This is a genomic window from Prosthecobacter sp. (assembly GCF_044226605.1).
In the GTDB taxonomy this organism is placed as follows: Bacteria; Verrucomicrobiota; Verrucomicrobiia; order Verrucomicrobiales; family Verrucomicrobiaceae; genus Prosthecobacter.
Genome location: NZ_JBGAGS010000013.1, coordinates 33,202 through 58,450, shown reverse-complemented (window position 1 = coordinate 58,450; position 25,249 = coordinate 33,202). Strand labels below are relative to the sequence as shown.

Genomic DNA, 25,249 nt, shown 5'->3' with positions numbered 1-25,249 from the left:
GAACTGTCTTTCACTAGCACTGACCATGCGCATCCCGTTTTTTCTTTTTGTTTTTGCCGCAGCACTGCAGGCCCAGACACCGGAGCTGGAAACGTACATCGAGGTGCGCACCGGGACGCTGCCCATCGTGCTGACTGTGCCTCATGGCGGCACTTTGAAGCCCGAAAGTCTCCTCGCGCGTCGTTATGGTGTCACAGGTATCGATTCCAACACGATCCCCCTCTCTGAGATGATCATTGAGGAACTGGCGGCGCGTTATGGCGGCAAGCCGCATGTCATCATCTCGCGGCTGAGCCGGTCGAAACTTGATCCAAATCGGGATCTTGAAGAAGCGGCTCAGGGAGATCCTACCGCCATCGCCGCGTGGCATCGCTTTCATGACAGTGCGCAAAAGGCCTGCAATGCGGTGATGAAGAAGAGCGGCATGGGCCTGCTGCTGGACATTCATGGACACCGGCATCTCGATCAGCGGGTTGAACTTGGCTACTTGGTCAAAGCGGAGGTGCTGAAGCATTCGGATGCTGAACTCAATGCTGATGCGGCGCTGATCGCCTCCACCAGCATTCGGGACCTGGACAAGCGCTCCCCGCAGAGTTTTGCCCAGTTGCTACGGGGGCCACAGAGCCTGGGGGCGTTGCTTGAGTTCCGTGGATTCCGCTGCATGCCGAGTGGGTCAAAATCAAACCCGGCTTTCCTGGCGGGTTACTTCAGTGGCGCTTATGACGTCACGGCGCATGGCTCCAGCAAGAGCGGCACGGTGAGCGCCATTCAGGTGGAGTGTCCGTGGAACAATGTGCGGGACACGCCGGAGAATCAGCGGCGTTTTGCCATCGCGCTGGCGGATTCACTCGGGGTTTACTTTGAGGTCCACTTTGGCCGGAAGCTGAAGTGAGCGCTCGGTCTTGGGCTGCGGTTGCTCGGGGTCTGCTTTCCTGAGTTTCTCCCAACAGACGTCTGCGACTTCCTTTTGTGCCGTGAAGGCGCGTATTTCCGCCGGGGTGCTGGAGGCCCAGTCGATGGGGATGCGCTCATCCCGCAGACCTCGGCGATGCAGCCAGCCGAAGAAGGAAATGCTGCCAAGCAGCGCGAAGTTGAAGGGAAGGCAGAGGGGCAGCAGTGCCAGACGCAGCAGCGCTTCCGAAAGCGGCTCCCACAGAAAGGCGAGTGCCAGGATGAGCAGAAGAAGCCAGACGAAGGTTCGCGCATTTAAGCGCAGATAGTGGCCACCAAGCGCAAGGGCGAGAACGATGACGTTCATGGCAAAGGCGGGATCGCCAAAGACGGGCTTCCATGCAGAGCCCAGGACGCAGATGCCGACGGCAGCAAGGGCCACGAGGGCGCTGGTACGGGAATGCCAGAGAATGCCGATGAAAAACCAGACCCAGCAGAGCAGCACTCGAGAGGACGTGAACTGCGCTGTCAGGCTGAGATGAGTGGAGAGAAACCCGCTCCATGCCTGCGCGTAGTCGTGAGCCGTTCCTCCGGACAACGTCGCGGCGAAGCCTGTGAAGGCATCAGCGAACATTGGGGCGCATAAAGCAGCCGTGATGAAGTGGTGGCGTGCTTCGTCGGGCCTGCCGGCCTGCAGGGCGCACCAGCCGAGGCCATCCCAGGAGTCGGCAAAGAAGGAGTCCAGAGCGACGGCACGGCGGAAGGCGAGTTCGGCATCGTCGTAACGGCCCTGGCGGAAGCGGCTCCAGCCGAGGCCGTCGTAGGCATCGGCGACACCGATCTTGAGGGAAAGGACGCGTGAAAAGGCGGTCTGTGCTCCCGTTTGATCTCCACGTCGGTACAGGCTCCAGCCGAGACCGGCGCAGCGGTAGGCTTCGGCCATGTCGGTGCTGACTTCGGTGTTGAGGAAATGTTTCTCGGCTTTCTCGAAGCGATTGGTCAGGAGGGCGCGCCAGCCGCGGGTGAGTTCGGCATCGTGCACGCCGAAGAAGATCAGGGCTGTCAGCGCCACCCACGCAGCGGCTACATAAGGGAGACTGAAGAGGACATAGGGGGATTTGTTCTCGTGCATGCGTTCGGCGACGGGCACGAAGAAGAAGGCCATGGCGGCGCAGCCGAGGGCGGTGGTGAGGGCCTGTGCCCAGAGGGGGACTTGTGGAAAGAGGTACCATAAGGCGCCCAGAAGCGCCCCGTTGACGCTGAAGAGGCCGGTTTTGAGCACGCTGTCATTTTGTGCGCGCCATTGTGCGAGCAAGGAGATGCATAGAGCGCCACCGAGGCTCATGAGGGCGGTTTCGGTGGAAAGGATGAAGAGACCGATGAGAACGCAGGCGCCGGTGATGCGGCTGTTTGCCACGAGCATCTGCCCGTAACCACGCAGGGTGTGGTCGAGAAGGCGCTTCATGCGGCAAGAGGGAGTTCGGAGATCACCAGAGGCACTTTATGCGATCCTGAGGGCGCGGCAATCTTGGAGACGGAGGTGATTTCCAAGGTCCATGCGGCGCCGAGAGACTGACGGATTTGCGACTCAATGCGGGGCACTTGTGTGTCGGATTCGGCAATAATTCGCACTTCGAGGATTCCGGCTTGCTTTTGCACGACCTGATATTGGGCCATCCCGGGGATCTCCTCGATGGCGTTGGTGATGACATAGGGCGAGACGATGGCACCGGCGAGGGTGCGGAGCATGGCGGCGCTGCGGCCTTCGATGTGGCGGATGCTGCGGGCGGTGCTGCCGCAGGGGCATGGCTCGGGTTCCCAGCGGGCGAGATCGCCGAGGCCGCGATAGCGGAGGATGGGGGTGGCGGTGTTGGTGAGGTCGGTGATGACGATGTGGCCGAGGCCGTCGGTGGGCAGGCCATGGTCATCGACGATCTCGCAGATGACGTTCGTCTCGGCGATGTGCCAGCGGGCGTCGTGCATGCACTGCCAGGCGACGAGACCGCCTTCGGTGCTGGTGTAGGTTTCGATGAGGCGTGCGTTGGGGAAGACCTTGGTGAGGAGGTGGCGGGTGTGGGCATCGAGCATCTCGGAGGTGAGATGGATGAGCTGGGTTTTGGGCATGACACGCTTTTGCGTGCGGAGATCCAAGGCGATGGCGCGAAGTGTCGAAGGATAGGAGGAGATGAAGTCGGGGGCGATGCTGAGGAGTTCGCGGGTGAGCTTGGCCACGGGGTCATGCACGGAGAGAATGCGTGAGGAAGGCACGGTGGTGCTGAGGAGATCGGCGGCGGCGAAGTCGATGCTGTCGCGGGCCATGTCCACGAGGTAGAGGCCGTTGCTGAGAGGCTTGCCGTGGCACCAGTCGTAGAAGAGGGCGGTGTTGCAGGCCATGTAGTGCCAGAGCGAATCTTCGGTGCGAGCGATGGTGGCGGGGATGCCGGTGGAGCCGGAGGAGGCGAGCCAGCGGATGTCATCGCGGTTGTCTTTGGCGAGGAGGTCTGTTTTTACTGCGGTGCGCAGGTCTTCTTTGGTGAGGAGCGGGAGTTTGGAGAGGTCATCCCAGTCATCGAGCATTTCGGGGATGAAGCCTGCGCGGGTGAAGAGGCGCTGGTAGAGAGGGATGTGATCGTGGGCGTGCTGGACGAGAGAGCGCAGGGTGCGCCACTGGTGTGCGCGGCGTTTGGGGCGGCTCCAGGCGCGTTGCTCGATGACTTGATCGAGCGCGGTGTGGAGATGGCGGCCGCGGTTGCGGATCTGAGTGGGCGTGTGGGTGGCGATCATGGTGGGCCGGGAGGGCCGGGGTGGGTGATGGCAAAGCCGTCGCGGACCATGAAGCCGTCGGGATTGATCTGCATGAGGCGCTCGAAGAGGTGGGAGGCGAGGCGGGCCTGGCCTTGGTTAATTTGTGACCAGCCATACCAACTCATGGCGATGGGGTCCTCAGGTGTGAGTTTGTGGGCGCGCTCAAAGTACACTTCGGCTTTGCGGTAGTCCTGCTGATTGAAGAGGATCTCTCCGGCGATGAGGAGGGTGGAACGATGGAGGGGGTCGATGTCGATGACTTTGCGCGCCTCGCGCAGTTGGTCATCGGTTTTGGACTGGGCCTGATAGACGTTCATCATGCCGAGATGTGGGGTGATGGCGCGAGGCTCCTGCTTGGCGGCGGTGGTGTAGTACTGGACTGCTTTGGCGTAGTCTTTGTTGAGGTAGGAGAGCCAGCCGGCACGCACGGCGGCGAGGTAGGTTTCTCCGCCGGCGCTTTTGTAGGCGAGGACGCTTTCGAGGGCGCCGGCGTAGTCGTTGTTCGATTCAGCGGTGAGGGATTTCTGCCAGGCTTCGGACGTGGTGGCGAGTTTGTCTGCGGCGTGGGCGGTGGTGAGGCATGCGAGTGCGAGGATGAGGAGGCGGGTTTTCATGGCTGGGAGGGACTGGGCTTGAGGTGGCTGAAGTGTGGAATGGGGGGGCGGGAACTGCGTTTCCAAATTCCGGCTAAAGCCGGTACTACAATACTGGCGCTGGATGGTTGAGGGTCTGGGGCGGTGCGGAGGGTCCGGACGGGCTGAAGCCCGAACTACGTACTCAGGAAAGGTGCGATTTGTTATTTGGGAGCAGCGGAGTTCCAAGAGAGTGGATTGTGGAACGGGAGGGTGACTTCTTTTGCAGTGGAAGTTGAGCGGGAGAGAAGGTGTGGCGGGAGCATCGAATGCTGACGAGGGCTTGGGTTTTCCCCTCACCCCAGCCCTCTCCCCGAAGGTAAATTTGAGGAGTTGTTGCGAGTCAGGGGCGGGGGAGAGGGAGAGTCGCTTTTGATGGCTTTGACGGCTTTGGGGTTGTGGTGGTTTGCCAAGGCACCTGCTTACTTTTTCAGTGGTCGTTATTCGGATGGAGTGAGCTTATTCGGTGTCGCCATTGGGGAGGGTGGGGGAGAATTCGGTTTGGGTGAAGGAGATGTCGGAGGTTTCGAAATGGGCGATGAGGTGGGTGAGGGCGCGGATGGGTTCGAGGGTGAACTCGATCTGGTGTGGAAGGTTTGTCGAAGCGTCTGAGATGGTGGTGGTGAGGTGGAGGCGCTGCGCGGTGGGGTGCAGGGTGTGGCGGGTGCTGACGCGCTGGGTGCGGCAGCCGAGATACGGCGCAAGGACGCCCGCCAATGCCCAGCCGTGCAGACTCGACTGCAAAGCGACACTATCCTCCCAGATCATGCCGCTTTGATAAGCGAAGGGCACGGTGGGCATGGCGAACGAAAGGAGGCGCAGGATCTGCGAATGACCGCGGAGGCTGCTGTGGGTGATCTGCAGGGCATGGAGTCCGAGCACGGCGGTGAGGGACTCGTGGCCGCAGCGGAAGACATAACGGCCGGACTCATCGAGCGTGGTGGTGAGGGTCTCGTGGGAGATGGCTCCTGCGCGGCAGACACGATAGGTGGCGACGCCTGGAGCGAAATGGGCCAGCGTGCCCAGCACGGTGGTGGAGACCGTCGCGGGTGCGATGCGTGCTCCAACTTTGGGCACACTGGCAAAGTTCCAACGCACGGCTTCGTCGGTGCGCGTGAAGTAGTTGGTGAGGCAGAAGGGCGCGGTGGGTGCGCCGGTTTCGGTGCTGGTTTGATTGTGCAGATGGATGTGCGGCACGGGGCTGCGGCCGGAGTTGCCGCAGTAGCCGAGGAGATCGCCCGCACCGACACGCTGGCCGGTTTTGACGAGGATGCCGTTCTTCATGAAGTGAGCGAGCTTGACGATGCCGCCGTAGTCGAGGCGGAGAATGAGGTGGTTGCCCCAGTTGCTGGCGAAGTTGCAGCCGCCGGGGGCGTTGTCGGCCACGCCATCGATGACGCGGACGATTTCGCCGGTGCCAGGGGCGCGCACTTCGAGGCCCTGGGTGTAGTAGCGGCTGAGGTCGTCATCGCAGCCGGTGGGGCAGGCGTTGTCTGAGGCGTCGTGCACTTCAAAGTCGAGCGCGTGTTTCCATTCGCCGCGATGGCTGAGCTTGTCGTCAAAGCCCTGCGTGACTGTGACTTCGCGTGCGGTGGGCAGGAGCACGTGGGTGTCGTTGCGATGGGGGAAGCGGACGTTGGCGAGAGAGAGCGCTGCAGCGGCGGCTTCGGGGTTTTCGAAGGTGCCGGTGGCAGGGAGGAGGGAGCCGGATTTTTCGCGCAGGCGGAGGCAGCAGAGAAGGCTCCAGATGGTGAGCAAGTAGGGAAGAGGCAGGTATTCCCAGCCGGAGCCGCGCAGGAAGTGCTGCACGGCGGCGACGTGCAGTGCGGCGACGGAGCCTGCGACAAACGCGAGTGCGAGGCTGCTGCGGGAAGGGACGAAATAAACCGCGCCAAGGGCCATGCCGGCAAGGAGGTAGTTGTGACCGGCGAACCAGCCGAGCCATTCGAGGCCGCAGGCTTCGAGCAGTGTGACGATGAGGATGCCGCCGGCGTAACCGGCGATGGCATTGATCATGGCGACGCGGGACCACACGAGGATGGCGAGGGTGACGGCGAGGCCGGCCCAGACATTGGGCAGGAAGAGGATGGTGCCCATGCTGCGGAGGAAGGCGGTGATGACGAATGGCAGCGCGGGTTCATCGGGCAGTCCCATGTCGAGCAAGGCGGTGCCTGCGGCCCAGTGGGGGAAAAAGGTCAGTAATGTGCCGAAGGTGACGACGAAGGCGACGCTGAGCGGGGGCAGGCCTGCGCGAAGTGGGAACCAATGCCAGAGTGCGGCGGAGAGGAGGAGGGTGTAAACGGTGACGACGGCGAGCATGCCCCAGATGGCGGGTGCGGCGAGAGGTGAGCCGCGGGTGATCCATGCGACGGCGAGGGCGCTGAGGAAGACGTTGTAGAGGAGTGTGCCGTCTTTGCGCATGGCCGCGGGCAGGTGCAGGAGCTTTGCGATGAGGCTGCCGAGGAGGCAGGCGCTGATGGCGAAGATGAAATAACGCGGCATGAAGAGCAGCGTGGCGCAGAGCAGTGCGCCGGTTTTTGAGCTGCCGCAGAGGAAGATGGAGCTGGCGGCGCGGGTGACTTCGAGCAAGGGCGTGGCGAGGGGGGCGAGGTGGGGACGCAGGGTGCGGGCGAGGGCGGAGGCTTTGGCGATCGCGCGTTCCTTTGGGGAAGGAGGGCAGAGGATGGCGTCTTCGAGAATGACCATCGCAGGGAGGGTGGATGGGGGTGAGGGGGGCATGGGAGGGAATGCGGAATGACGAATGCGGAGTGAGAGGGAGAGGGCGGTGGGTGGTGATCGTTGGGGATGGGGTGAGTGAGGGCGTGGGGGCTGGCGAAAGCGGCGCTGAAGCGCCGCACTCCGGGGACGCTGGCGCGGGAATTGGGGGAGTGGGTGACGCGGCGTGAACGGGGGATCGCGGAGGGGCTGGATCGAGGACGAGTTCGAGTAGGAGGACGAGGACGAGCGAGAGGCCGGAACGGGAGGAAGAGGAGGAGTAGGAGGAAGAGGAAGATTAGGTGTGAGAGGGGGATAGGAGATGAGAGGGGATGCGTTCGAGGCGCTGGACGTAGTCGAGGTCTTCGCGTTCGCGGATGATGTCCACGCGGCCGTCGAGGGAGATCATGACGACGGCGGGACGGTAGGTGATGAACTGCATGCTCTGGGTGATGTTGTAGGCGCCGACGGGATGCATGACGAGGTGGTCGCCGGTGGTCATGGCGGGGAGGGAGACTTGCTCGCGGATGACGTCGATGTTCATGCAGAGGCAGCCGTAGAGCTTGATGGGCTGCTGGGCGCTTTCGCGCTGGGCTTTGGCGGGCTTGACGTTGAAGCGATACCAGTTGCCGCTGTAGAGGAGATTGATGCCGGCATCGATGACATAGGCGGCACCGTTTGACTCGGGCATGTAGGCGGGTGCTTTGGCGGCTTTGCCTGCGAGGGTGATGGGGCCGGTGGCGCTGGTTTGTTTTACGGCGACGATGCTGGTGATGAGGTAACCGGCTTCATCGACGAGTGCGCGGCCGCTTTCGAGGTAGAGGCGTGGGCGGCGATCGCGAGGGAGTGTGTTGAGTACGCTGGCGATGGCTTCGGCGTATTTTTCGATGGGCGGCACGATCTGCTCGGCGGGCTGGTAGGAGTAATGCAGGGTGCTGAGCGAGGGGAAGCCGCCGCCGAGGTTCAGGTAGCGCAGGGACCAGCCGTGGGTTTCACGGCAGCGCTCCATGAGGGTGATGAGTTTTTCGGCGGCGACCTTGTAGGCGTTTGGTTCGAGGATGTAGGTGCCGATGTGGGTGTGGAGTCCTTGCAGGCGGAGGCGGCCTTTGCTTTCGGCGATGCGGCGGATGGCGCGCCAGGCTTCGCCATTTTCGACGCCGAAGCCGAACTTGCTCCAGACGGGCTGGATGCCTGCATCGAGCCAGCAGCGGATGGCGATGTCGATGCTGCGGCCCTGATCTTTGGCAATGGTGTCGAGCAGCAGGAGTTCGTCCCAGTTGTCCACCTGGATCATGGCGCCTTCGCTGGCGGCGAGTTCGAGGCCGGCGCGCGATTTGTGAGGACCGTTGAAGATGATGTCGCGTCCGGCGATGCCGTTGCGGCGGGCTTTTTCATACTCGAACTCGCTGACGACTTCGGCGATGGAGCCTTCGCTGTGGAAGACGCGGCAGATGGCGTTGAGGTAATTGGTTTTGTAGCTCCAGGCGAAGCCTGTGTTTGGGTAGCGGCTTTCGAAGGCTTCGCGTGCGCGCTGGATTTTTTCGCGCAGGGTGCGCTCGGAGAAAACGAAGAGAGGTGAGCCGAAGCGTGCGGCGAGGTCGGCGACGGGAATGCCGTCGATGCGTTCGCAGACGTTGCTGTTGAGGCCGTGCGCGTGCGGATTGCGATTGGCGGCGCTGTTTTGGCCGCTGAGGTGCCGAGTGATGGTCGGCGGGGAGTAGGGGAGGAGGGATTGCATGGGAGGAATGCAGAATGACGAATGCGGAATGCGGAATGACGGAGGCCGGAGGGTGGTGGCGGGGCGGCTTGATCGAGGACGAGTTCGAGTAGGAGGACGAGTTCGAGTAGGAGGACGAGGACGAGTGGGGGGACGCTGGCGCGGGAATGGGAGGCTAGGGGTGGTAGGGGGCGTGGGGGATGATCTCGCGGGGTTGGCGGAAGAACTGGCCGCTGGTGGTGAGGGCGGCGAGATCGCGGATGTCTCCGGTCATGTCGATGGCATGGCGGATGAAGAACTTGCCGGGAATGGTGTGACGGAGCGGCTCGCGTGGTTGCCAGCCGAGGGCGAACTCCAGGGCTGCGGCGGGGAGATTGCAATTGAGCGCGGAGGGAAAATCGCACCAGGCGGGGAAGCGGGGATTGATCTCGATGAGGCAGTAGCCGGCATTGGGGCCTTCGGGTTTGACGAACTCGAGTTCGAAGGGGCCATTCCAGCGCAGCTCTCCGATGAGTGATTGGGCGATGGCGTCGAGCTGGGGATCGCGCACGACCATGCCACCGAAGCCTTTGCCGCTGGAGGTGCGGAGCATCTTGCGGATGGAGCAGGAGCCGAGGATGTGGCCCTGGCCATCGCCGAGGCCGACGACGTTGTATTCTTCTCCACGCACATTTTCCTGCACGAGGACCGGTGCGCCCCATTGCTCGAGCATGTGCCAGTAGGCGGCTTCGCGGGCGGCGGGGGTGATGGCGTGGCGGGCCTCGTAGTAGCGGCCTTTGACGAAGACATTGCCACCGAGGGTCATTGCGGCCTGGTGGAGAGAATTTACATCGCTGACGGCGATGGTCTGCGGGGTCTGGCAGTGGGTGCGCTCGCACAACTCGGCGAGCTTTGATTTGTCGCGGCACTGAAAGCTGGCGGCGGTGGGGAGGCAGGCGTGGATGCCGCGCTCGCGGAGTTTTTCGGGTGCATCGACGAGGGGACCCATTTCGGCATCGAGGCAGGGGATGAGGACATCGAAGCGCTCGATCTCGCGGATGGCATCGAGGCGCTGCCAGAAGGCCTCCACACCGGCGCCGGGGTAGGACATGGTGAAGGCGGCGTCTGGCGCGTCTTCTTCGCTGAAGAGGCCGCTTTCGAGGGAGTCGTAAACGAGGCCGATGATGCGAAGCTCGGGGTAAACGCGGCGCAGGCTGCGGATGACGGCGGAGCCGGGCTGGGGATTTTCACCGCGATGAAGCCCGGTGACGGCGATGACTGGGGAGGCATTCATGGCTGCAGGTTTCAGGTTTAAAGTTTCGAGTTTCAGGTTTTCAGACGGGCTCCTGCGTCAGGCCGATATGGGCGAGTTCGGCGAGGAAGTTTTCCAGATCGCGCTCGGCGGTGGAGCGGGCGACATCGAAGCGGAGCGTGAGGCGGTCGAGGATCTGGTGGCGGGCGAGGCCTTCGCCCAAGGCCTGCATGACGACGAGGGCGGTGGGGCTGGCGGTGAAGAACTCGCCGCTGGTGGCGTCAAAGCCGAAGCCGTCGGCCTGCCAGGTGACGGTGTGAAAATGGAAGGAGGTGGAGTCAGCGCAAGGAGCCGAGGAAGGGGCAGACACGGACTGCTGCTGCTGATGCTGTGACGGACGCAGCAGTGTGGAGAGGGGCGCGAGTTTCATGGGTGGGTGTGACTGGTTCACACCTGCATAGAAACTCAGGGGGTTAACGGCACGCTGGGGGCGAAGATGAATTTGCGTTTATCTTTGGTGCTCGTGAACGACGCAGAAGAGGTCTGCGCGCAGGGGGCGCAGGAGAGAATGCGAAGGAGGGCGGGGCGGACGCGCACCCTTTGTTTAAAGCTACGAAGGGCGGGCTGCTGGCGAGCGCGGGGCAGGTGTTTTGAGGATGCGAGCGTTCTTGGGGGAGCGCAGGACAGACGTTGGGGCTTGCGAACACGCTCGTGGTCGGGCGGTTTGACGGAGGGGGACGGTGGTGTTGGCGAGTGTCTTCGACGCCAAACACGCCCCACCTACGTTCCGGAAGCCGCTTGCCTTCAGCGAGAAAGGGACCTGTTTCAAATGGCTTGCACAAGCATGCTGTGCCCACAGCGCATGCCTACCAGACCAGGCGGGCGACAGCGTGACGTGACGCTGTGCGTGTGCGTGATGGAGCGCGGAGGCTGGGGCGGGTGATCAGCGGGTCTGGAAACGTCTGGTGGAAGGAGGACCGGAGGTGCCGTTTAGAGCGGGGAGGTGGTGCTGCGTGAGGGTTTTGTCCGCCTGCTTCATCTGGCTGCGCCAGACGCTGTCGGGATCGGTGGGGCCGGTCCAGATTTCGCGGAGTTCGGGCATGCCTTCGATGGTTTCCAATGGGCAGGCTTTGCTCAAAAGGACTTTGGCACGGTCCTGCTGCTGGTGGCGGGGTGCGGGGACGGCGGCCACCGTTTCCGCCGCCTGCTGGTGGGGACGGCAGGAGCGGATGACAAGCCACCCTGTGGTTGCAAGGACTGCGAGGGCTGCGAGCCAAAGCAGTGCCCTGAGAGATTTTGATGAACTCGTCTTCATGAGGGAAGGGAATTCGTTTTTTCATCTCCCGCAAGCCCTGCTTTGGCCGTGTAACTGCCTACATGTTCAGCGGCTGCTGCAGGCTGATTTTTGCACATCCAAGATCAGCATCTTCAGGCTGCGACCCTGCACTTGAATGTCGATTTTTTCGCCCGCAGAGCGGCGCAGAACCGCCCTGCCAAGAGGGGCGTCCTCGGAAATGCGGCCGCTGTCCGCATCGGCTTCGTAGCCAGGCACGACCTGGATGGTGATGTCAAATTCATGCAGCGTCGCCAGCTCGTTGAGAGGACGCAGGGTGACGTGGTCATAGCGATGTATCAAAAAAGAGTTCATGAAGGAAAAAGTATAAGGACATGGTGGATGAAGCGCCTGCGTCGCAGACAGGCGGAAGCGGCTCCTGCCGGCATGGCAGGAGCCTTTCTGACGAGGGGTGTGTGGTCAGAGGTGACGGAGCGTCAATGACGCGTGGCCTGAAGCGACTCGATGCAGCTTTCAGGATGCGTCTGCAGCACGAAGGAGCGTACCGACTCCAGGGCCGCGGCTTCCGTCCGGGCTGCTACTTCATAGCGGGCCTGGGTGAAAACATGGCCGATGATTTCGCGGCGTTTGAATTCGCATGTGACCAGCCATGTGGGCCGCTCAAAGTGCCGTGCACTGCCTGTGCCGACGAGTTTGTTTTCCTGATTCCAATTTCGTTCCAAGAGTTTCATAAAAAGAGGGTGTGTTAAAATGTGTCTGAGCATGGGGGTGCCTGGCTGCGACATGAGTGCGCGGCGAGGCGGCATGAGGCGCGCTGAGTGGTGGACACTGCGTGGACATGCCTGAGGGCGGCCAGAGATGAGCCTGCGCGCCATGAGGGCGCGGGCTGCGAATGTGTGCGCAGGTCTGGTGCCTGCAGAAAGGCGGACAGGCCCAGGATCAGGGCTGTCCGCTTAAGCCCGGCTTGCCGCCAGTCGGTGGCAAAGCGGATGAGTCACACTGCTTTCTGCCATGCTGGCGAAAACGTTTGGCTGGCGCGACGTAGGCTTCACAGTTTTGAAGCTAGTCCCCAAAACAGAAATGGCAAGCCTCAACATGGCGGGTGGCGCCCTCTCAATCTCCACGGTCCTTGCAAGGGCGGTGTTGACGTCATCCATGGGTGGGCGTAGCCATCGCGCCCTATGAGCACCACACGCACGCAGGGCATATCGCTGATCACGGCCACGGCGGTGGTGGTGGCAAACATGATCGGCACGGGGGTGTTTACCTCGCTGGGTTTTCAGGTGGGTTCGCTGCCCTCGGGCTTTGTGCTGCTGATGCTGTGGGTGGTGGGGGGAGTGTGCGCCTTCTGCGGAGCGGTGTGCTATGGGGAGCTGGCGGCGGCGCTGCCACGCTCGGGTGGTGAGTATCATTTTCTCTCCGAGATTTTTCATCCGTCGGTCGGCTTTCTTTCCGGATGGCTTTCGATCACGGTGGGATTTGCGGCGCCGATCGCGCTGGCGGCGATGGCGTTTGGGAAGTATTTCGCGGGCATCTTTCCCGAGGCGCCGGCGACAACGTGGTCGCTGGTGATGGTGTGGATCGTGACACTGATCCATGTGGGCGGGGTGCATGTGGCGGCGAGATTTCAAAACATGGCGACATGGCTGAAGGTGACGCTGATCCTGGTCTTCATCGGCACCGGGATCTGGCTGGGGAAAGCGCAGCCGGTGCACTTCCTGCCGCAGCCGGGTGACATCAATCTGATGGGGAGCACGCCCTTCGCGGTGAGCCTGGTGTATGTGATGTATGCGTATGCGGGATGGAATGCGGCCACGTACATCGTGGGAGACATCCGCGAGCCGCAGAAGAATGTGCCGCGGGCGATCGCACTGGGCACAATGCTGGTGGCGGGGCTGTACATCGCGCTGAATGCGGTGTTTCTGCATGTGGCGCCGATGAGCGAGCTGAACGGCAAGCTGGATGTGGGGCATGTGGCTGCGGTGCACATCTTTGGAGAGACGGGGGGGAAGATCATGTCCGGCCTGATCTGCCTGGGGCTGGTGTCGAGCATCAGCGCGATGACGTGGGTGGGGCCGCGGGTGATGAAGACGATGGGGCAGGACCTGCGCGTGCTGGCACCGCTGGCGGTGAGCGATGAGCGCGGGGTGCCGGTGGCGGGTTTGTTTGTGCAGCTTGCGATCGTGATCACGCTGCTGCTGACGGCGAGCTTTGAGACGGTGCTGACGTGCGTGCAGTTCAGCATTCAGCTTGGTTCGTTTGCGACGGTGGTGGGGCTGATCGTGCTGCGCATCCGGCGCCCGGACCTGCCGCGGCCGTACCGGTGCTGGGGCTACCCGATAACACCGGTCTTGTTTCTGGGCATCAGCCTGTGGATGATGGTGTTTGTGGCCAAGAAACATCCGAATGAAACACTGGCGGGGATGGCTTTAATTTTGCTTGGCTGGATCGTTTATTTTGTCTCACCGCGTACTCCACGCACCCCATGAAGAAGTCTCTTGTCCTGCTGTTCACCCTTCTGACTCACGGCGCTGTGGCGCAAATAGCGGCTCCGCCTCCGATCCGGGTGCAAGCTCCGGGTCCGGGTTCGGCACCTGCACCTGCATCCTTGCTCACACCGACGGCGAATGATCAGGCGCGGTTTCTGGCGGGGCTCTCGCAGGAGGGATCGCCACTGGGGGGGCTGGCGAGGCGCAGTGAGTTCAATGCCCATGCCAAGGACCTGGATGCCACGTGGGCCGATGCGGAGGAGAGGCAGCTGGGGCCGATACGCCAGTGGGCGCCGCTGGGGCTGCCGGAGGCGGTCAGCGACACCGCGCCGCTGCTGTATGTTTTCAGCGGTCCTGATTTTCTGCATGCGCACACGTTCTTCCCCAATGCCTCGACGTATGTGCTGGCGGCGGTGGAGCCGGTGGGACTGCCGCCGGATGTGACGAAACTGAGCGAGGGAGAGCTGGGGGCCTCTCTGCGCAATCTGCGCAACACGCTGAATGCTTCGCTGAGCTTCAGCTTTTTCATCACGGCAGACATGAAGAAGGATCTGCAGGCGACGAAGCTGACGGGGACGCTGCCGGTGCTGTATGTTTTCCTGGCGCGCTGCGGCTGCTACATTCAAAAGGTGGAGAACATCTGGCTGGATGCGGCGGGCAAAGTGGTGACGGACAAGCCGACGAAAACTGCGGGGGCGCGGATCACTTTTCTGGGCACGAAAGGGAAGGTGCAGACGCTGTATTATTTCTCCACGAACATCGCGAGCTGGGCGCTGAAGCAGGACGCGTCGTTTCTGAAATTTTGCGACGGGCTCGGCACGATGAACGGCTTCACCAAGTCGGCTTCGTACCTGATGCACATGAGCGAATTTCACACGATTCGTGACTACTTGCTGACCCACTGCCACACGATGACGCAGGATGATTCGGGCATCATGTGGAAGGATTTTCCGCGGGAGTTCTGGGATGTGAAAGCCTACGGGTGGTACCCGGGGCCGATCCCGCTCTTCAAGCAGCATTACCAGGCGGATCTGGCGGAGTATTATCGGATGAACGAGGTGGCGCCGATTCCGTTTGGGATCGGGTACCAATGGCGGCCGAAGCAGAGCACGCTGATCTATGGCGTGACGAAGAGCATGGTGAGGAAGGCGATTCCGGTGGTGGAGGAGAAGGCGGGGGCGGCTGTGATTCCGTCTGCGCCGCCTGCACCGGCAGTGCCTGCTCTCCAGCCGGCGGTGCCGCCGAAGGCGTTGCCGGTGACGGATGAGCCGAAGAGGTGATGTGGTGTGGCGTGGGCGATGCTTCCAAAAGGATGGGGTGTCCCCTCACCCCGACCCTCTCCCCGAAGATAGAATTTGAGGCTGTCGTTTTTTCAGGGGCGGGGAGAGGGAGAGCCGCGTAGCGCCCCTGTATCCGAAGAACACAACGTCATTTCAAATGCTCTAAGCAGTTCCTGCCCTACTTTGTTGCCGCTGTAGTCCTGCGAGCATCAAGGGTGAGTATGGCGATGAATTTCGAAAGGGAGGGTTCAGCCTTTTGAAAACAGGAGGCGGAGGAGTTGTGCGTCGTTGGGTTTTGAGTCTTTGGCGAGGCGGACGATGACGAGTTTCATGGAGGGGACGATGTAGAGGCGCTGGCCGTAGGAGCCGATGCAGGCGATAAGGTCGGGGGGGGCGGAGCGGGAGAGGCAGGCGTGGCGCCAGGACTGCTGCTGCCATTTTTTGTCGAGTGTGGCCTCGGCATCGATCTCGCGGGCAGTAGGGCTGGCGGCGGCGTGGTTGTTCCAGAAGCCGAAGGAGAAGGCGGCATTGGCGCTGCTGCCCTGGAGCTTCATGAGGACGTCTTCGTGCTTGAGCATCCAGGTGCCGAGCTCGGACCACTGGCGGGCGGTTTGCATGAAGCCGGCGGCGAGGAGGGGTGCGCCATGCTGGTCTGGCAGGTAGCGCTGGGAGCCGAGGCCGAGGGGGCTGAGAACTTTGCGCTCAAGGTAACGGGTGGGGGTTTGCTTGCGCTCGAGTTTCCGGGCGAGGAGTTCGTGAAAGACCTGCAGGGCGGCTGGGCCGTAGATGAAGGAGCGGCCGGGAGAGGCGACGGCTCCGGCTTTCAAAGAGGCGGCGGTGCGGTCCTTGAAGGTGTTTTCGTGAAGGCCGAACATGGGCTCCAGGCCGTGGCTGAAGTCGAGGAGCTGGCGCACGGTGATCTGGCTCTTACGCTTGTCTCCCTGCCATTCGGTGATGGTGTCGGAGACGCGTTCATCCATGGAGAAGAGGCCGTCTTTTTCGGCTGCAAAGGCAGTGAGGCCCCAGAAGGCCTTGGTGCCGGAGTAGATGCGGTGAGGCTCGGATCTGGTGTGGCCGTTGGCGTAGGATTCGTGAAGGATTTTGCCGTTCTGTTTTACCAGGAACGCGTGTCCGCCGTGAGCGGCGGAGAAGGCGGCGGCGGCCTGGATGCCCTGCGCCGGGAGTGCGTCCGCTGCCGGCGCGGACGAGAAAAAATGCAGGAATGCCAGCAGGGTCGTCATGACGGATGATTAGCCGAAGCGAGGGAATTTGCCATCCTGACTTCGTCATTCCGCCGCGCTGCGGATTTATCGATTCCTCATTTCGTCAGGTGCCGGTGGACAAGCTGGCATCTCGCCGCATCATCCCGGCGCATGCGCATTCTCCTTGTCGAAGACCAGGCCAAACTGCTTTCCTTTGCGAAAAAGGGGCTGGAGGAGCAGGGCATCCAGGTGGACGCGATCGATGATGGGGATGAGGCGTGGGAGATGGCTACGACGGTGCCGTATGACGCACTGGTGCTGGACATCATGGTTCCGGGACGGGACGGGCTGAGCATCCTGCGAGGGCTGCGGGAGAAGCGCAACAATGTGCCGGTGATCCTGCTGACGGCGCGGTCCACGCTGCCAGAAAAAATCGAAGGGCTGAATTTGGGCGCGGATGATTACATGACGAAGCCGTTCTTTGTGGAGGAGCTGGCGGCGCGGCTGCATACGGTGGTGCGGCGCAAGGCGGGGGATTCGAGCCATCTGCTGCGGGTGGAGGATCTGTGCATCAATCTGCTGGAGCGCAAAGTGAGCCGCGGGGGTGAGGACATCGAGCTGAGCACGCGGGAGTTTGAGCTGCTGGAGCACCTGATGCGCAGCCCGGGGCGGGTGTTTGGGCGCATGCAGATCTATGAGCATGTGTGGGGCTACAACATGGACCCTGAGACGAATCTGGTGGAGGTGTACATCCAGAGGCTGCGCTCGAAGATCGACAAGGACCGCGAGAAAAAACTCATCCGCACGGTGCGTGGCGTGGGTTATGCGCTGGGTGGGGGTTGATCATGAGCGTAAGCGCTGCGAGCATTTCAGGGCCGGTCCCGCATGGTGGCGGTGTGCGGCATGGGCTGATGCTTGGTGTGGCGGTGGCGTTTCTGACGGTGGTGGGGCTGGTGCTGCCGCATGGGGAAAGCGGCGACTCCTTTCGTGAATGGTGCCTGGGGCACGCGCTGTTTTTTCCTCTGGTCCTCACGCTTTGGGCCGTGGTCATTGTCGAGGGCCTGGCCGGCCTGACCGTCACTCAGGATGCGCTGGCGGAACGGCTCAGGCGGCTGGTGCTGACCGCGCTGCTTCCGCCGCTGCGGATGATCGTAGCCACCAGCAAGCCGAGAGGATGGCTGTGGCTGCCGGGGATGGGCTGGAAGCCGGTGGGAGAGGAGACGTCCGAACAGCTGGAGGAGAAGCTGGCGCTGCCGATGGTGATTCTGACGCTGCTGGTGCTGCCGGTGCTGGGAGCGGAACTGACCGGGGGCGAGACGCTGGAGAATCATCCGCGCATGGCCTTTGCCACGCACCTGACGACCTGCGTGATCTGGATCGGCTTTACGATGGAGTTTCTCTGGATGATCGCCGCAGCGCCCAGCAAGATGGCCTACTGCCTCAAGAACTGGGTCAATCTGGTGATCATTCTGCTGCCGCTGGTGGCCTTCCTGCGGGTGCTGAACCTTTTCCGATTTACCCGCATGCTGCGGGCGGGCAGGCTGCTGCGGGCTTATCGCCTGCGAGGCCTGTGGGCGCGGCTGTGGCGGGTGGTGCTGCTGTTCAATCTCCTGGAGCGGCTACAGCAAAGGGACCCCGCGAAGTACTGCGCCTCCCTGGAGAAAAAGATCGAGGATCTCGAGGAAGAACTGGCCAAACTGCGCACGAGGCTGGCAGAGCAGCGTGGGAAGATGCCGCAGGAGTAAATTTCTGAGGTCCGGGACGTTTGACACTGAGACAGAGCAGGCTTTATAATTACCATAATGAATGCTTTGCTCGTGCTTTTGTCTTTTGGTCTTCTGACCTGTGCCTCCGCCTTCGCACAGCGGCTGCCGTCTCATGTGATCGAGCAGGCTTTGCGTGAGTCCCAAAATGCGGATCAACGGGCCAAACATGACAATCTGCAGGCGGCGGCCAAGTACTGGTATGCCAGCCGCAATCCGAGGCACCTGGAGGACATGGATGACGCGCTGAAGACGGCCATACCCGCAGGCTCGCGGCTTTCCGGCTCCATCACCAACTTTCAAAGCTGGGAACAGGCGCAGAAATACAAGGCCTACCATGATGCGGGCGCGGTGCTGCTGGCGAAGGCGTACACGTGCCTCTACTACGGCGATGTCAAAAAAGCGGCGCCTGCCATCGAGCTGATCGAAACGAAGTTTCCGTATGCGATGATGCTGGCGGAGGATCGCGGAGTGACGTGGGTGCGGGAGAACCTGCGCTACCATGAGCACTGCTGCATGCTCTATGCGGCGATGAGCCTGAAGGTGGTGGGGAAGACTCATTTTCCGCATGAGCGGGATGAGTTTGACGGGCCACAGCAGCGCAAGGCGATCGAGCACATGGCTGTGCTGCGGCTGCGTGAAGGAAACGTGGACCGGCTGGAGCATTTTTTTAACGCGATCAACAGCAGCGAGCTGCAAACGTCCGGAGGCGACTGGGCGCTCAACATCATCATGGATGCCATGTGCCCGCTGGACCAGGACAGCAAATCTGAAAGCGCTTGGCGGGAGATCCATGATGCCATCCGCCTCTGGCAGAAGCAGAAGACGGCCTCCGTTTTTGCCCGGCTGGCGGAGGCACGCTACCTTTTCCACTATGCGCTGTATGAGACTTACAACGGGGGCTCCATTGCAACGGTCCGCCAGGCTTCGGACCGCGGGCTGGAACTGATGCAGGAGATTCCGAAGACCAGTCCGGCGTGGTATGACACGATGCTGCGCCTGCAGGCGATCACCGGGCGGCCCGCAGAGGAAATCGGGCCGGTGTTTCAAGAGGGTCTGCGGAAGTACCCGGACTACGCACCTTTTGCCATCGTGCTGGGCGAGTGCTTCGTGAAAGGCGACGAAACGGGGCGGCAGATCTGCGCTTCGATCGTGGAGGAACTGCAGTCCACCAACAAAGGCGGCCTGGCGGCGCAGATGCTGCGCCACATCTACGCGGACGGGGATTTTCCAGCGATCCAGCCGCGGCTTAATCTGGACACGGTGGAGGGAGCGATCCGCGCTGCGGTGGCGCAGTGGCCTGGGAGCTACGAACTGCGCAGCGATCTGGGCCTGCTCGCGGTTACGATTGGCCGGCGGCAGGTGGCGGCGGATATCATGAAAGGGATGCAGAACAAGTGGAACCGCAGCACGTGGAGAGGACGGGAGGACATCGCCATCATGCTGACGACCTCGCCGACGCTGCCGAGGATCGAGCCCAGCAAGACGACTTCGCTGTAGTGCGGGCTGCGGTGGTCTGGGGCTTTTAGAGCGAACTGGGTGCTCGAAAGCTCCGGAGGGCCGGAGCACTCCAAAACGCTGCCGCGCTCGCGTGAGTGCCACGGCTTTTCGCAAGGTGGACGCCAAACACGGCCAACCTACGGCCAGAGGGTGGCGCTTTCCGTGTGCCTGCTGGCACTGCCCCGGTGTTCAGCTTCAAACGCGTGTTTTGATGGGCGTGCTGCTACTGGCCCAGGCTGAGGTATTCGCGCACGGTGTGGTTCATGGCGCGGCGGGCGGGGGGAAAACATTCGGCGACTTTTTCGAAGGTTTCCTCCATGGCGAATTCATCGGCGAGGACGTGCTTGCGGGCGGCATCGAGATGGCTGACGACGACTTGCTCGTAGTAGTCCACATCGGGAGCGCCGCGGCGTGCGGCGCGGCGGTGGAGGAAGTCGGGGTAGAGGCAGGTGAGGACCAGAAACTGATTGGCACACTGCACGTGGAGGAAGAACTTGTGATGACGGCTGGCATTCTCAATGGCCTCCAGGTAATCAACGCTGTAAAGGCTGTCGACGCTGTGATTGATGTCGTTCGGACCTTTGGTGGGCGAGCAGCCAAAGTCTGCGCAGACGACGGCCATGTAGTCCGCGACGGCCATCTCCTTGATGCCAAATTCTTTGAGTGAGTGACGCACCACGAGAAAGAAGAAGAGCTCTGGAGAGAGCACCGCGGCCTTGCGTGATTTGATGGCGGCCTCGAAGAGCTTGTCGTTGTCGAGGATGATGGGCACGGCGTCCGGGTCATCCATCATGGCCATGAAGCCCTCCTTGCCGCGCTCCGTCAGCGCCAGGGTGTCGCGGATAAAATTCCAATCCGTTGGGGTGAAACGGAACCAGCAGCCAGGGCGGGGAAAGCGCGTCATGGAGATTAAGTTTGAACTGTCATCTACCTCTAGCATATCGAATGCCAATTATTGTTACCGGGTTCGACGCAGGGTGTCCGGCGTTTGTTCAAACGTGTGCTCACGGTCTTACAAAAGGCTTTGGTGCGTCCCTGCTTCATGCTAATCAATCGCATGACCCGAACCGATGGACGCACGTCCGACCAACTCCGCAAAATCGAATATGTATTGGACGTGGCCCCGCACGCAGCGGGTTCCGTTCTCATTGCCTTTGGCAACACACGTGTGATCTGCACGGCGTGCATCAATGAAGAAGTGCCGCGCTGGATGAAGGTGCAGAACGTCAAAGGCGGATGGCTGACTGCGGAGTATTCCATGCTGCCGTATTCCACGCTGGAGCGCAAAGACCGTGAGAGCTCGCGTGGCAAGCCGGATGGACGCAGCACGGAGATTCAGCGCCTCATCGGTCGCAGCCTGCGTGCGGTCGTTGACCTGGAAAAGCTGGGGCCGCGCACGCTGTGCGTGGACTGTGATGTGCTGCAAGCTGACGGCGGCACGCGCACGGCGGCGATTACCGGCGCATGCATTGCCGTGGCGGTCGCTTTCAATCGTCTGCTGGAGAAGGGGAAGATCACGCGGCAGCCGCTGAAGAAGAAAATTGCTGCGGTGAGCGTGGGGATTCTCAAGGGCGAGACGCTGCTCGACCTGTGCTACACTGAAGACGCGGCGGCAGATGTGGACAGCAACATTGTGCTGACGGAGGACGGGGAGTTTGTGGAGATCCAGGGCAGCGGTGAGGAAGCGACCTTTACGGAGGCGCAGCTGCATTCGATGCTGGAATACGGGCGCAAGGGAGTGAAGGAACTGGTGGCGATTCAGGAGGCGGCCATCACGGCTGCGATGAAACCTGCTGAGGGGAAAGACTTGCAGAAGCTGGCGGAGTTTTTTGGCAAGCGATGAGGAAAAAGTTTGCGGTGGTTGGCAGTTGTTTGCGGTGGTTGGCGATGGTTTGTTGAAGCCGGAGTCCACCACCTCGCAAGCTTATGACGACCGCACTGCTTCTCGATCCTATTTATCAGCAGCATGATCCCGGTCCGGGGCATCCGGAGAGTGTGGCGCGGCATGTGGCGGTGACGAGGGCGCTGACGGATGCGGGGCTGGTGGGGAAGATGCAGGCGATTGTGCCGCGTGCGGCCACACTCGATGAGCTGGCGCTTTGTCATGACCGGGGATACATCGCGAAGGCAAAGCGTGATGTGGAGTCTGGGCTGGATGACCTGAGCACCGGGGACACGGCCATTTGTGCGAGGTCTTATGACGTGGCGGTGCAGGCGGTGGGAGGAGTTCTCAATGCGGTGGATGCGGTGTTTGCCGGGAAGGCGGCGAATGCCTTCTGTGCGGTAAGGCCGCCGGGACATCATGCGAGGCCGGCGCAGGGGATGGGATTCTGCCTGTTTAACAACATCGCCATCGCGGCGCGGCATGCGCAGCAGAAGCATGGGGCGCAGAAGGTGGCGGTTGTGGACTGGGATGTGCACCATGGGAATGGGACGCAGGACATCTTTTATGAAGACGGCAGCGTGCTGTTTTGCAGCACGCACCAGAGTCCGCTGTACCCCTTCACCGGGCATGCGGATGAGACGGGCAGTGGCAAGGGGAAGGGCTGCACGCTGAATCTCCCCTTCCCCGCGCGCACCGGGATGAGCACGATCGGCGCGGCCTTTACGGACCGGGTGCTGCCGGCGATCGATGCTTTCAAGCCGGACCTGATTCTCATTTCGGCGGGGTTTGACTCGCGCATTGATGATCCGCTGGGTCAGTTTCGGCTTACGGATGAGGACTTTGTGGCGTTGACGAAGCTGCTGCTGGAAGCCGCCAAAACTCACTGTGGGAGCCGGCTTGTTTCCGTGCTGGAGGGTGGCTACAATATTGCGGGCCTGGCCAGCGCGGTGACGCATCATGTTCAGACGCTCGTCGGATAAACGACAAGCAAATCCAAGATTCGGCGGCGTTGACAGTTTATTTACGTACACCGCGCTTGTCAGATCGCCGCTTTTCTGGTGCGATGTGGCAGCATTCCTAAAAAATCACCATGTCCAACACTCCGCTCCCGCAAGACGATGTCGCCGCCATTGATGAGCTTCGCAAAGTTTACGTCCAGCTCGGCGCAGAGCTGAAGAAAATAATCGTCGGCCAGGACAAGGTGGTCGAGCAGCTGGCGATCTGCTTGTTTGCCCGGGGGCATGCGTTGCTGATGGGGGTGCCGGGGCTGGCGAAGACGCTGCTGATTTCGCGGCTGGCTGAAACGATGTCGCTGAGCTTCAGCCGCATTCAGTTCACGCCGGATCTGATGCCGATGGACATCACCGGCACGGACATATTGCAGGAGCTGCCGGGCGGGAAGCGTGCGTTTGAGTTCGCCAAGGGGCCGGTGTTTGCGAACATTGTGCTGGCGGATGAGATCAACCGCGCGCCGGCCAAGACGCAGGCGGCGATGCTAGAGGCGATGCAGGAGCACAAGGTGACGGTGGCAGGGCGCACGTACACGCTGGACTCGCCGTTCTTTGTTTTGGCCACGCAGAATCCGATCGAGCAGGAGGGGACGTATCCGCTGCCGGAGGCGCAGCTGGACCGGTTCATGTTCATGATCGGGGTGGACTATCCGAGCCGGGAGGAGGAGATCGCGATCGCCCGGAGCACCACGGGCGTGAGCCTGCCGACGCTGGAGCACATTCTGCATGGCCCAAAGGTGCTGGCGTTTCAGGATCTCGTGCGACGTGTGCCGGTGCCGGATCATATTTATGAGTTTGCGGTGGATCTGGTGCGCAAGACCCGGCCTGCGAGCAGCGAGGCGCCTGCGTGGCTGAAGCCGCTGGTGAGCTGGGGCGCGGGGCCGCGTGCGGTGCAGTATTTGATCCTGGGTGCGAAGGCGCGTGCGGCGCTGTATGGCAGCTACATGGTGAGGCTGGAGGACATCATGGAGGTGGCGGAGCCGGTGCTGAGACATCGTGTGATGACGACGTTTACGGCGGAGAGCGATGGGATCAGCAGCAGGGACGTGGCGAAGAGGCTGGTGGATGAATTGGCGAAGGCGGGGTGATGGGTTTTGCCGGAGTCGTTCTCGAACTCGCACTGCTACTCTGACTCGTCCTTGATCCAATCGCGCCTCTTATGCCTTCCTCACTCTTTGATCACGAAAAGCTGGATGTTTATCCGCTCGAACGTTTGAAAACATACTCATTGGCTGGACCGCGATGGGGGGAAGCGAGCTTGAGGGAGAGGCATGGGGTGGCGCGGGGCGTTGTGCGAGTGCGGAGCACTGCGGCATCGGAGTGCCGCGCTCCCAGGGGGGCTGGAGCGCAAGGATCGAGGACGAGGACGAAATGGGAGGGACGCGAACATGGCTGAGAATTCTCGATCGTTTTTGGAGCCTGCGGTTCTTTCGCGCTTGATGGCGCTGCCGCTCAATGCGCGTCAGGCGATGCTTGGAGGAGTGTCGGGCAAGCACCGGAGTCCTGTGCGAGGATCATCGTTGGAATTCGCGCAGTACCGGAAATACGTGCCGGGAGACGACACACGACGACTGGACTGGCGGACGTGGGGGCGGAGTGACCGTTTCTATATTAAAGAATTCGAAGCGGACACGAATCTGCGACTCTGTCTGCTGATCGACACCAGCGGGAGCATGAACTACGGGCCTGCGGGTGCGACGCGGTTTGAGTATGCGCGCAAGCTGGCGGGAACGCTGGGCTACATCGCGGCGCAGCAGGGGGATGCGGTGGGGCTGTGGAGTCTGGCGGAAAAGGCGGTGGAGATTCCTGCAAAACGCGGGGCTTCGCATCTGGGGCTGGTGCTGGATCAGATGTCCGGGATTCAGCCGGTTGGCGGCACGACGCTGCTGACGGCGCTGCATGATGCGGCGGAGAAGATCCGGCAGCGTGCGCTGGTGGTGGTCTTTTCCGACCTGTTTGTGCCGCCGGTGGAATTGAAGTCTGCCATTCAGCATCTGCGGTTTCGCAAGCATGACATCGCGATTTTCCACCTGCTGGATCAGCAGGAGCTGGACTTCGACTTTGACCGGCCCGCCCGCTTTATCGACATGGAAGGTGGGGAGGCGATTCTGGCCGATCCGAGTCTCATCGCGCGCAACTATCGTGAGGCGGTGCGGCAGTACATTCATGAGATCGATGAACTGGTGAGAACGACCGGCATGGACTACCACCGCGTGAAGCTGCACGAGAAGTATGATGATGTGCTGGCGAAATTTCTGCTGGCGCGGATTGAGAAGAAAGGGGGACGGGGATGATGCGTGTGCTGCTTCTATTGTCTTTAGTGGCGGGCATTTGTTTCCCGGCGTCAGGCCAGACCTCTTCCAAATCTGTGTCAGAGGGCACAGCGTGGCCCCATGTCGCTTATGACAAAGTGATCGGTTATCACTTTGAAAACCCGAACCACAGCACGTTTGTGGCAGAGGCTGTCACTGCCTCGACTGTTGCCGGATTGAGCAAGGTGAAAACGCAGGAGGTCACGCTCGATGACAAGCAGGCGAAGGAGCTTCTTGCCGCCACCTTTGATGCCGCCAAACCCGTGAGCCTGGCTTTTTGCTATGATCCCCATCATGTCTTCGTGTTTTACGCCAAGGACACACCCGTCGCGGCTATTGAAGTCTGTTTCCACTGCATCACTGTACAGTGCTGGCCCAAGGATGAGCTGGTGCACCACAATGACTTCGTGAAGCTCAACGGTTTGTGCCAGGCGCTGGGATTTAAGGAGCATGTGACCTATCAGCCTGAGGCCAAAGAACAACCGCTCAAAAACATCGCAGTCCCTCCTGGACTCCGCTGACA

Annotated in this window: 23 protein-coding genes; 11 read left to right on the top strand and 12 right to left on the bottom strand. The window is 61.6% G+C overall.

Annotated features, from left to right (window positions below; genetic code table 11):
* The first annotated feature begins 25 nt into the window (after window positions 1-25).
* A complete protein-coding gene (locus tag ACILSO_RS18600; protein WP_395738949.1) occupies window positions 26-892 on the top strand; it encodes a hypothetical protein in 867 nt (288 codons plus the stop codon).
* On the opposite strand, the gene ACILSO_RS18595 is transcribed toward ACILSO_RS18600, so the two are convergent.
* From ACILSO_RS18595 to ACILSO_RS18550, 10 genes are all read right to left on the bottom strand, one after another.
* Window positions 845-2,356, bottom strand: a complete 1,512-nt coding sequence (locus tag ACILSO_RS18595) for an urea transporter (protein WP_395738948.1) — start codon at window positions 2,354-2,356, stop codon at window positions 845-847. The genes ACILSO_RS18600 and ACILSO_RS18595 overlap by 48 nt on opposite strands.
* Complete coding sequence (locus tag ACILSO_RS18590; RefSeq protein ID WP_395738947.1) at window positions 2,353-3,675, bottom strand: phenylacetate--CoA ligase family protein; 1,323 nt, start codon at window positions 3,673-3,675, stop codon at window positions 2,353-2,355. The genes ACILSO_RS18595 and ACILSO_RS18590 overlap by 4 nt, the downstream gene beginning before the upstream one ends.
* Window positions 3,672-4,310 (bottom strand): tetratricopeptide repeat protein, encoded by a 639-nt coding sequence (locus ACILSO_RS18585; RefSeq protein WP_395738946.1) that lies wholly within the window; start codon window positions 4,308-4,310, stop codon window positions 3,672-3,674. The genes ACILSO_RS18590 and ACILSO_RS18585 overlap by 4 nt, the downstream gene beginning before the upstream one ends.
* Before the next feature lie 477 nt (window positions 4,311-4,787).
* Complete coding sequence (locus tag ACILSO_RS18580; RefSeq protein WP_395738945.1) at window positions 4,788-7,067, bottom strand: urea transporter; 2,280 nt, start codon at window positions 7,065-7,067, stop codon at window positions 4,788-4,790.
* Window positions 7,068-7,341: 274 nt separating this feature from the next.
* Window positions 7,342-8,781, bottom strand: coding sequence for an alanine racemase (locus tag ACILSO_RS18575; protein WP_395738944.1), 1,440 nt, complete (start codon window positions 8,779-8,781; stop codon window positions 7,342-7,344).
* Between the two features lie 154 nt (window positions 8,782-8,935).
* On the bottom strand, window positions 8,936-10,033 hold the full coding sequence (locus ACILSO_RS18570) for a biotin carboxylase (RefSeq protein ID WP_395738943.1): 1,098 nt from the start codon (window positions 10,031-10,033) through the stop codon (window positions 8,936-8,938).
* 40 nt (window positions 10,034-10,073) lie between these two features.
* Window positions 10,074-10,421: a PqqD family protein gene (locus ACILSO_RS18565; RefSeq protein ID WP_395738942.1), complete on the bottom strand. Its 348-nt coding sequence runs from the start codon at window positions 10,419-10,421 to the stop codon at window positions 10,074-10,076.
* A 513-nt stretch (window positions 10,422-10,934) separates the two neighbouring features.
* On the bottom strand, window positions 10,935-11,306 hold the full coding sequence (locus tag ACILSO_RS18560; RefSeq protein ID WP_395738941.1) for a hypothetical protein: 372 nt from the start codon (window positions 11,304-11,306) through the stop codon (window positions 10,935-10,937).
* A 66-nt stretch (window positions 11,307-11,372) separates the two neighbouring features.
* Window positions 11,373-11,639 (bottom strand): GreA/GreB family elongation factor, encoded by a 267-nt coding sequence (locus ACILSO_RS18555; RefSeq protein ID WP_395738940.1) that lies wholly within the window; start codon window positions 11,637-11,639, stop codon window positions 11,373-11,375.
* Between the two features lie 122 nt (window positions 11,640-11,761).
* Entirely contained in the window at window positions 11,762-12,016 is a 255-nt protein-coding gene (locus ACILSO_RS18550; protein WP_395738939.1) for a hypothetical protein, read from the bottom strand.
* A gap of 450 nt (window positions 12,017-12,466) precedes the next feature.
* Here ACILSO_RS18550 and ACILSO_RS18545 point away from each other — a divergent pair, with 450 nt between their 5' ends.
* Both ACILSO_RS18545 and ACILSO_RS18540 read left to right on the top strand, forming a co-directional pair.
* Window positions 12,467-13,774, top strand: a complete 1,308-nt coding sequence (locus ACILSO_RS18545; RefSeq protein ID WP_395738938.1) for an APC family permease — start codon at window positions 12,467-12,469, stop codon at window positions 13,772-13,774.
* Window positions 13,771-15,054, top strand: coding sequence for a hypothetical protein (locus tag ACILSO_RS18540; protein ID WP_395738937.1), 1,284 nt, complete (start codon window positions 13,771-13,773; stop codon window positions 15,052-15,054). The genes ACILSO_RS18545 and ACILSO_RS18540 overlap by 4 nt, the downstream gene beginning before the upstream one ends.
* Window positions 15,055-15,302: 248 nt before the next feature.
* On the opposite strand, the gene ACILSO_RS18535 is transcribed toward ACILSO_RS18540, so the two are convergent.
* Window positions 15,303-16,295: a serine hydrolase domain-containing protein gene (locus ACILSO_RS18535; protein WP_395738936.1), complete on the bottom strand. Its 993-nt coding sequence runs from the start codon at window positions 16,293-16,295 to the stop codon at window positions 15,303-15,305.
* A gap of 132 nt (window positions 16,296-16,427) precedes the next feature.
* On the opposite strand from ACILSO_RS18535, the gene ACILSO_RS18530 reads away from it, so the two are divergent.
* From ACILSO_RS18530 to ACILSO_RS18520, 3 genes are read left to right on the top strand one after another with little or no spacing between them, the layout of a single operon-like run.
* Window positions 16,428-17,099, top strand: a complete 672-nt coding sequence (locus ACILSO_RS18530) for a response regulator transcription factor (protein ID WP_395738935.1) — start codon at window positions 16,428-16,430, stop codon at window positions 17,097-17,099.
* A gap of 2 nt (window positions 17,100-17,101) precedes the next feature.
* The gene (locus ACILSO_RS18525) at window positions 17,102-18,001 is read left to right on the top strand and encodes a potassium channel protein - like protein (RefSeq protein ID WP_395738934.1); all 900 of its coding nucleotides are present in this window, start codon (window positions 17,102-17,104) and stop codon (window positions 17,999-18,001) included.
* A gap of 57 nt (window positions 18,002-18,058) precedes the next feature.
* Window positions 18,059-19,519, top strand: coding sequence for a hypothetical protein (locus tag ACILSO_RS18520; RefSeq protein WP_395738933.1), 1,461 nt, complete (start codon window positions 18,059-18,061; stop codon window positions 19,517-19,519).
* Window positions 19,520-19,742: 223 nt separating this feature from the next.
* On the opposite strand, the gene ACILSO_RS18515 is transcribed toward ACILSO_RS18520, so the two are convergent.
* Window positions 19,743-20,423, bottom strand: coding sequence for a hypothetical protein (locus ACILSO_RS18515; protein WP_395738932.1), 681 nt, complete (start codon window positions 20,421-20,423; stop codon window positions 19,743-19,745).
* A 153-nt stretch (window positions 20,424-20,576) separates the two neighbouring features.
* Between ACILSO_RS18515 and rph the strand changes: the two genes are divergently transcribed.
* The 5 genes from rph to ACILSO_RS18490 all read left to right on the top strand — a co-directional run bounded on the left by rph (window position 20,577) and on the right by ACILSO_RS18490 (window position 25,247).
* Window positions 20,577-21,362 (top strand): ribonuclease PH, encoded by a 786-nt coding sequence (gene rph / locus ACILSO_RS18510; protein ID WP_395738931.1) that lies wholly within the window; start codon window positions 20,577-20,579, stop codon window positions 21,360-21,362.
* A gap of 83 nt (window positions 21,363-21,445) precedes the next feature.
* Window positions 21,446-22,384 carry a histone deacetylase gene (locus ACILSO_RS18505; RefSeq protein ID WP_395738930.1) on the top strand — a complete coding sequence of 313 codons (939 nt, stop codon included), beginning with the start codon at window positions 21,446-21,448 and terminating at the stop codon, window positions 22,382-22,384.
* A gap of 110 nt (window positions 22,385-22,494) precedes the next feature.
* Window positions 22,495-23,502, top strand: coding sequence for an AAA family ATPase (locus ACILSO_RS18500; protein ID WP_395738929.1), 1,008 nt, complete (start codon window positions 22,495-22,497; stop codon window positions 23,500-23,502).
* Between the two features lie 300 nt (window positions 23,503-23,802).
* Window positions 23,803-24,708, top strand: a complete 906-nt coding sequence (locus ACILSO_RS18495) for a DUF58 domain-containing protein (RefSeq protein WP_395738928.1) — start codon at window positions 23,803-23,805, stop codon at window positions 24,706-24,708.
* 74 nt (window positions 24,709-24,782) lie between these two features.
* On the top strand, window positions 24,783-25,247 hold the full coding sequence (locus ACILSO_RS18490) for a hypothetical protein (protein ID WP_395738927.1): 465 nt from the start codon (window positions 24,783-24,785) through the stop codon (window positions 25,245-25,247).
* Window positions 25,248-25,249 lie beyond the last annotated feature (2 nt).